Raw genomic sequence first — 7,781 nt, forward strand, 5'->3', positions numbered from 1 at the left:
GTTAGTTGAGAAACTCAGAACGCGGTTTCCTGTTGCCTTTATTTGCAATGTGTTCGGGATCCATCGCAGTAGCTATCGGTACTGGCTAAACCGACCGCAGAAACCTGATGCAAAACACATCGTTATACTAAGCCTGGTTCGTGAAGTTTATCATGCCAGTAATGGCTCTGCGGGGGCCCGGAGCATCGCTACAAAAAAGCCACGAAAGAGCATGTGGATATCCCTAATCATCGGAAGCGCCAGTTTGCAGTAACGGAACCTAATCAGACCTGGTGCGGCGACGTGACCTACATCTGGACGGGCAAACGCTGGGCTTATCTGGCAGTTGTTCTGGATTTATTTTCCCGCAAGCCAATAGGCTGGGCGATGTCGTTTTCTCCGGACTCAGCTCTGACAGGAAAAGCATTAACGATGGTCTGGGAAGTCAGGGGAAAACCGGCTGACGTTATGTATCATTCTGACCAGGGAAGTCACTATACCAGCAGGGAATTCAGACGGTTACTGTGGTGTTATTGTATAAAGCAAGGCATGAGTTTTCTGGAGAAACTCAAAAACTGTGACCAGTTTTGTTAACCACTTCAAGTCAGTTTTATTCAATAAATTAAGCAAGTTAACCCACTCGCATCATCTACTAACTTCTACTGACTTTTATCAACACCCTGCTTGTTCTGTTGGTATTTATATGGGTATTCTCAGTTCAATAATCCGGGATACTGACCTTACCAACCGGTCGATTAAAAAGGAGAAGCCATATCGTCTGCAATAGCGTTAAGGATAGCTGCAGAGGGATTTTTATTCGTAGTTAACAATTCAACTAGCTTTTTCTGATCGTCTTCTAACGGATCGATTCCTCCGGCAATAAAGTACTTAACCCAATACATCAAATCATCAGTATGATCCGGTGAAATAGAATGAACGCCTTTCTTAACTTCTTCACCAATAATACTAAACGGGGTATGGTCCTGGCGCTCGAAGAAAAGTACAGGTTTTTGATTAAGTTGATACTCCAGCAGGAAACTTAAACCATCCACAATAAGCAAGTCAGAGGCTTTAAATGGCCCGGCATAATTACCATTTGTAATTAGCCCCGTGTTCGAGAGCGTATCCCAGGACTGCCGAAATGCATCAATTTTTTCTTTTTTATCCCCAGAAAGGGCATTAAACCGCGTAAGCAATGCCGGGTGTGGGCTAAATAAAAAATCCACGTCAGGATAAAACTGCGCCAGCGCCAGCATCGTGTCATATATCTGCCAGAATGCCCCGAAATCATTCCAGCCCGTTTCCGTTGAATGATGCGCACTCCAGATTATTTTAAACCGGTTTCCCGTTTCTATCGGCCAGGAGGGTTCAGCTCTTTGTAGATAAGCCACTCGCGGATGGCCCGTAACCACAACAGGCAAAGATGCGGGCATTAATTTTTTTACGGTTTCATGAACAACAAAAATTTTACGGCACCTGCGCAGCAATGGAAGGGTATCTAGCATCACCACCACATGCTGCACTATTGGCGCTATGCCGTAAGAAATATAGTAAAGGCGAGTGAAACTGAGTTGGGCCGCAGAAAAAGCCGATGAGATATCCTTCTCCCAAGGTGACTGGCGAAAAATCATATGAGGAGCAAGCCTTCGTATAAATGCTAAATCATCCATTGCATTCGCTGCGGTGAGTCGCAAATGTGGCACGCCTAAGTGCAAGAGTCCTTGATGAGTATCCTCTTCACCTTCCAGTATTGCAGACCCTGGATACTGGCGAGGGATCGTGGCAACGACAGGCTCAAAACGGGGATCCGACACCATTGCCAGCCAGACATCGTGAAGACTAGTCCACGTTTCTACGCTGTGCACAAGAAAAAGACACCGCCACGGCTCACCTCTCAGTTTAGCAGAGCCCTCCGCGTGAAGTACCGACTGATGGACTCCGTCTAATACACTTTGTAATTGATGGAGTTGTGCAGATATTTTTTCTATTTCAATCCGCTGCGACTGGCCCTGGTTCCTGAGTTCGTTCATGCCATCCATATGCTGCCGATAACGGCGAACAATACCCGGGAAAATAGTCCGCAACCCAGCCAATAATAAAGATTTGCTCACACTGTTTTCCTTCGAAGATTAAAGACTCTTAGACTGACACGTACAAAAAAGATCAGGGAAGGTCGCCCCACCTGGCATACAGGCAACCAGCGATCCATTATCGATGACAATTAACTCAGTATCCTCACAGATATTTCTCTCGACGAACATCCACGATTATTTCTGGCGCTATTTTATACACCTTTTACAGAATAACGGCTAGCGTGATCCAGAATTGAATCCAATACTGGATTATCGGTACACAAAAGGACGTTGATATTGCTCCTGATATTTAAATAGTGCAGATAAAACAATTATATCCCCTGGTGTTGTTAACCATAAAAACTTTTATTTTACAGTTTGTTCACACCGTCTGTTTTTTTTGAAAAATAAATTCATATCGCCCTGACAAATTCATTAAAAACGAAGCCACTCCCTCGTATAGAAATATTAATTCTGGCTTTGGATAGGGTAATCGCCTGTATGTATCCGTTTATTTTTAATGTATTTCCGTGTTTTGTCTGATTTATGCCAGGCGTGACCACCATGAATCCATCGAAAAGCACTTATCGCGCCAGTTCACTCAACTTTTGCGAGTCGCCTCGCACCTCAAAAATGCAACGCTGTAACCATCATTATTCTACTTGTCACCTGAAAACCATCCGGCGTATTATTTCTGCGCACCAGCAAATTCTGGTGCCGGGTGTAGGAACCCGAACACTCTCTACGGCGATATCAAAGATTTAGCGTCTTTTTGATTGTCGCGGCATCGACACACCTTTATCCTTATCAACGGTGGTGCTGATGGGGCAACCTTCGGGTTGGCCAGTTATCGTAGAGAGTCTGGTATTCCTACCCCCATTAGCGCCACCACCCGAGCGTAGGAACTCCGGTAGTGGTGATGTAAATAACTCTCTACAGAGATCATTATCATGATATCAGCTCAAACCCATTATCAGCCGCAATCAAACAATGCCCTGCTTTCCCCGATTACCGCCAGCATGGATCTGTTCCAGCTTCTAGACGTGTGCGAATCCCTTGCCGACGAACTGATCGAATGCAAAACCGAAATCGAGCAGCAAGCGCTTTGCGGGCGCATAGCCCACTGCCTGGAAGTGATGAAAACCACCTTTGAACAGCCACTCCCCGCGTATCTGGTAGAGCGCCTGACAGTGGGAAAAGAAGTGAAAATAGAGGTGAACCACGATTCAGAAATACTGCGCCAGTACTGCCACGCGGTGACGCAAACCTTATTAAGCAGCGCCCATACACTTGAGGTGAACCGCGCCTTAACCGGCATGTTGTTTGAGTTGCTTAATGAACTGGTCGAGGATTTACAGGCACCGCGCTTTCTGCGCGTCCAGGTGAGGTTTTCGGGGGGATATGGTTGATATTATTGAAGAGATATTGACGTCATCACAATACCTCGTGGCCTAATCCCCCCACAACCTGGTACAGCCTCGGAAATTCAAGGTATAATCCCCGGTACTATTTGAATCTTTTAGACCACGAACATGACAAAACTCACATTACAAGAGCAGATGCTGAAAGCTGGATTAGTCAGCAGTAAAAAAGTAGCGAAAGTGCAAAGAACGGCTAAAAAATCGCGAGTCCAGGCTCGTGAGGCAAGAGAGGCTGTTGAAGAGAATAAAAAGGCACAAATCGAGCGTGATAAACAGTTAAGCGAGCAACAAAAACAAGCAGCTTTGTCGAAAGAATATAAAGCTCAGGTTAAGCAGCTTATTGAAATGAACAGAATCGTTATTTCAAAGGGCGATATCGGTTACAACTTCACAGATAATAATTTAATTAAAAAAATCTATGTGGATAAGGTTACGCAAACTCAATTAACCAATGGCCGCCTGGCTATTGCTCGTCTGGTTACCGATAGCAACCCGGATGGCGATTATGCGATTATCCCTGCCAGTGTTGCTGATAAAATTGCACAGCGTGATGCGAGCTATATCGTATTAAATAGCACACTGACCCAGGAAGCTCTGGACGAAGAAGATCCGTATGCTGATTTTATCGTGCCTGATGATTTGATGTGGTAACCAAAATTACCTTATGTTTGGCGCAGCTTAGGTTTCTGGGGCAGAGGCTATCGCCGTTGCCCTCGTTTCAAATAGAAAAGCCCAGCGATAAGCTGGGCTAATAATATCAATCAACCAGTACGCGCTTATTCGTCGCACCCCAGAGTATCGACATTTCGGTAAACAATGCGCCGCTGATATCTTCAACTTCGGTCGCGGTTACCTCCGCATTCCCCTGCTTACCAAACAGAACCACTTCGTCGCCAGGGGTCACACCTTTCAAATCAGTGACATCAACCACCACGGTATTCATCGAGGTTTTGCCCAGAACAGGCACACGCTGGCCACGGATTAAGACATGACCGGTGTTGCTGAACACGCGCCGATAGCCATCGGCATAACCCACCGGAATATTAGCCAGCACGGAGTTACGCTTGAGCGTGTAAGTGCGGTCATAACCGACGGTGTTGCCTTTCGGGTAGCGGTTCACCGAGGCGATAGAGGATTTCAGTGTCATCACGCGTTTGTAGTCGTTACTGGCAATCGTGTCGCCGTAAAACACACCGCCAACACGCACCATATCGAGCCAGGATTCAGGCACCGTCAGCGTCGCAAAGCTATTGGCAACATGCAGGGTCACGTCTTCTCGCTTCAGGCCGGTAATCTCCAGAACCTGTTGTGACTGCACTTTAAAGCGCGCCAGATCTTTGCGCACCGCCGCCGCATCTTCTTCAGGGTAATGCGACATGATGCCAACAATTTTCAGATGGCTCAGTTCGGAGATAGCTTTCGCATCGTTCAGCCCTTCCTGATTGCTGACTTCCAGCCCGTTACGCGACATGCCACCGGAGTTCAGCGCCAGATGAATACGCAGCGTTTTCCCCTGTTGTTGAGCAATCGCATCGAGGCGTTTTGCCATATCCAGGTTGCCGATTAACTCTTCAGTGTCATAGTCCGTCGCCTGGCGCATTTCGTCTTCAGTGGCATTTCTCACGCGCAACAAACGGCCTTTAAAGCCCAGATCGCGCACGGTTTTCAGTTCTTCATTGCTGGCAACGCCGATGCATTGCACGTTGTTTGCCAGCATCACCGGCGTGACCAGCGACAGGTCGTGCCCGTATGCATCCCCTTTCAGAATGGCGCACATGGTGGATTTATTACCGAGCAGTTTTTGTACTTTTTGTACGTTGTATTCCAGCGCGCTGCGCGAGATTTCAAGCGTCGTGTTATCAACCACCCGTTGCTGATGGTGATATCCGGCGGCAGAAAGCGTGCTGGTTGGGGGAACGGTGGTGTTGTGGCTATTACAGGCGGTAAGAACAAACAGAGGGATTAAAGCTAAACGGCGTAAATGCAGTGGCATGCTGACTCCTTAGCAAGGTTAAAGGGGTTTGTAGCGACCCCAAATTCATAAGAAAAAACCAGGTTATCCTGCTGATTTTTATTCTAATTTAATGGCATTTTCTTCAACATGACATAGAGGGCTGCAAAAAAAGAGCCTGCTCACTTTCGCGGGCAGGCTCTTATTCATTACCGGTGTTAAGCGTTAATACAGATGTTCTGGTTTATGTAATAAATGATCAAATGATGAATGCTGCATACTGTCCATTCCCGCAGACTCAGACACCATGACTGGAGCTGCATGCGCTTTAGGATCGATAACCGTCGCATCGGTATGCGGTTGCTCACCACCTTTAATCAGGCTTGTGATATCAGTGCCGTGCTCCAGTTCATGCGCCAGATCGCTCAGGTTTATGCGCTCTTGCGCATGCTCACCTTTACCGGTCACCAGACCAGGATTGCCGGACTGATGTGTGGCGCTATCCGCTGGCGCAGTTGCTGCCGGAAGGAACAGATCATCGCTGCTTTCCAGCAAGTTATTGAGCGGATGTGCCTGTTGAGTGTGGTGCTCAACAACCGTTGCGGCGTCAACATGAGCGTGGACCGAAACGTCATCGACAGGCACAGGTGGCGCTGCGGAAGGGATATCTGCGGGTACCGGAGCATCGTGGTGAACCACCGTTGTACGGCTATCATTCGCAGTAAAAGCCAGCGTTCCATCACCAAAGATGACGCCTTCAATGTGGTTCACACCCTGTAAATGCAGCCCCTGGTCCGCGTCACTATGTGTCCCCGTGATCGAAACATTTTCCAGCGTATTTACGTTAGAATTGGCATTGTTATTAGGACCTGGTGAGCATTTATAATCAGCCTCTGAACCATCCTGCAAGAAGATGTAGCCTTTGTGCCCGCTGTCGACTGACTGCGTCATGCCGTTAATGGCATTCAGGCCCTGGTGAGCATTACCATTCGTGTAACCACTGCCATCATGCACCACATAAATATCGGCATATTTCCCGTCACTATTCACGTTGCCGTCATGGTAATGGGTGATCTGGTTAGCACTGTCTGCACTGTGCGGTACTGTATCGCCGTCACTCAACCAGACACGCACATTCGAACCAATGGCGATTATCTTCCCATCCTGAATATCAAAGCCTTCAGCTGCGCCACTGCCGCCATTTACCTGGGTAATCGGGCTCGGGTGGGCTTCAGGAGTCGAATCCGTGCTGTCGCTGTGAGCGATGTAGTCAGTGATGGTGGCGCTTGAATCTTGCTCAGAGCTTGCCGGATGTGCAGGGCTAACATGATCAGTTGAAGGCGCGGGTGGGACCTGATCATGGCTGACTGTTTGATCGGCTGTTGCATGCGTTGCATGCCCATCATCACCTTTGACAGTAATGCTGACATGTACGGGCAGCCCTTCTTTCAGATCACCACTCTCTACTCCAATATGGTAACCAAGCTTCCCGTTACCCAGATCAACCACTTCACCTTTATAGTGGTGACCGTTAACGGTCAGTTTCACGATATCGCCCAGTACGACGTCACCCGTTACGGTACCGGTGACTACCGAATGCTGCTCACCTGGTTGTTGTGTTGGTGTATCGGTATCAACAGTGGTACTTCCCTCATTTTGCGTGTGGACAGTGCCATCGCCAAGAATTACCCCTTCGATATGGTTTATGCCCTGAAGGTGCAGGGAGTGACCCATACCATCCGACCCGGTAACCGAAACGTTCTCCTGCGTATTCACATTGGTTTGCGAATTGTTATTGGTGCCGTAGCCAATCTGGTAATCCGTATCTTTGCCATCCTGAACGAAGACGTAATCTTTATGCCCGTCCTGTTCAGGCTGCGTATTGCCGTCTACAGAATGCAGGTCCTGGTAAGTGCCATCTCCCTGCCGATATTGGCTACCCGGATGGACGACAAAGATATCGGAGTAATTGCCGTCGCCTTTCTCATTGCCATCGTTGTAGTGCAGGATTTGGTGTTCAGAATCGGCACATACCGGCACATGATCCCCTTCACTCAAATGGATACGCACATTTGAGCCAATGCTGACTATTTTCCCGTCTTTAACATCGAAACCATCTGGTGATTCACTGCCACCATTAACGTGAGTAACCCCGCTATCCGGCTTATCCGTTGAAGGAACTTCCTCGGTTTCAATACTATCAATAGTGATGCTGACATGGTCGTGGTGTTTCGCAGGCTTCAGTTCGGTCAGCGGCATTTGTGCTGGCGTCAAGTCGGTCAGTGGAACGTGAGCCGGAGTCAGGTCGGTCAACGGTACATGCGCTGGTGTCAGGTCCATCAGTGGCACCTGTGCGGC

Annotated in this window: 5 protein-coding genes and 1 pseudogene; 3 read left to right on the top strand and 3 right to left on the bottom strand. The window is 48.1% G+C overall.

Annotation, left to right across the window (positions count from 1 at the left end):
* Positions 1-534: pseudogene (locus M975_RS22435) on the top strand (DDE-type integrase/transposase/recombinase); the annotation flags it as partial.
* A gap of 200 nt (positions 535-734) precedes the next feature.
* Here M975_RS22435 and M975_RS13150 read toward each other — a convergent pair.
* Positions 735-2,090: a hypothetical protein gene (locus M975_RS13150; protein ID WP_064560097.1), complete on the bottom strand. Its 1,356-nt coding sequence runs from the start codon at positions 2,088-2,090 to the stop codon at positions 735-737.
* Between the two features lie 911 nt (positions 2,091-3,001).
* On the opposite strand from M975_RS13150, the gene M975_RS13155 reads away from it, so the two are divergent.
* Positions 3,002-3,460 carry a hypothetical protein gene (locus tag M975_RS13155; RefSeq protein ID WP_064560099.1) on the top strand — a complete coding sequence of 153 codons (459 nt, stop codon included), beginning with the start codon at positions 3,002-3,004 and terminating at the stop codon, positions 3,458-3,460.
* Positions 3,461-3,583: 123 nt separating this feature from the next.
* Positions 3,584-4,123, top strand: coding sequence for a DUF2058 domain-containing protein (locus M975_RS13160; protein WP_064560101.1), 540 nt, complete (start codon positions 3,584-3,586; stop codon positions 4,121-4,123).
* Positions 4,124-4,229: 106 nt separating this feature from the next.
* Here M975_RS13160 and alr read toward each other — a convergent pair whose 3' ends face one another.
* Positions 4,230-5,465, bottom strand: coding sequence for an alanine racemase (alr, locus tag M975_RS13165; RefSeq protein ID WP_064560103.1), 1,236 nt, complete (start codon positions 5,463-5,465; stop codon positions 4,230-4,232).
* Positions 5,466-5,648: 183 nt separating this feature from the next.
* Positions 5,649-7,781, bottom strand: a 2,133-nt coding sequence (locus M975_RS13170) for an Ig-like domain-containing protein (RefSeq protein WP_209438131.1), incomplete at its 5' end; no start/stop codon positions are given.

The sequence above is a fragment of the Buttiauxella brennerae ATCC 51605 genome (genome assembly GCF_001654925.1).
GTDB lineage: Bacteria > Pseudomonadota > Gammaproteobacteria > Enterobacterales > Enterobacteriaceae > Buttiauxella > Buttiauxella brennerae.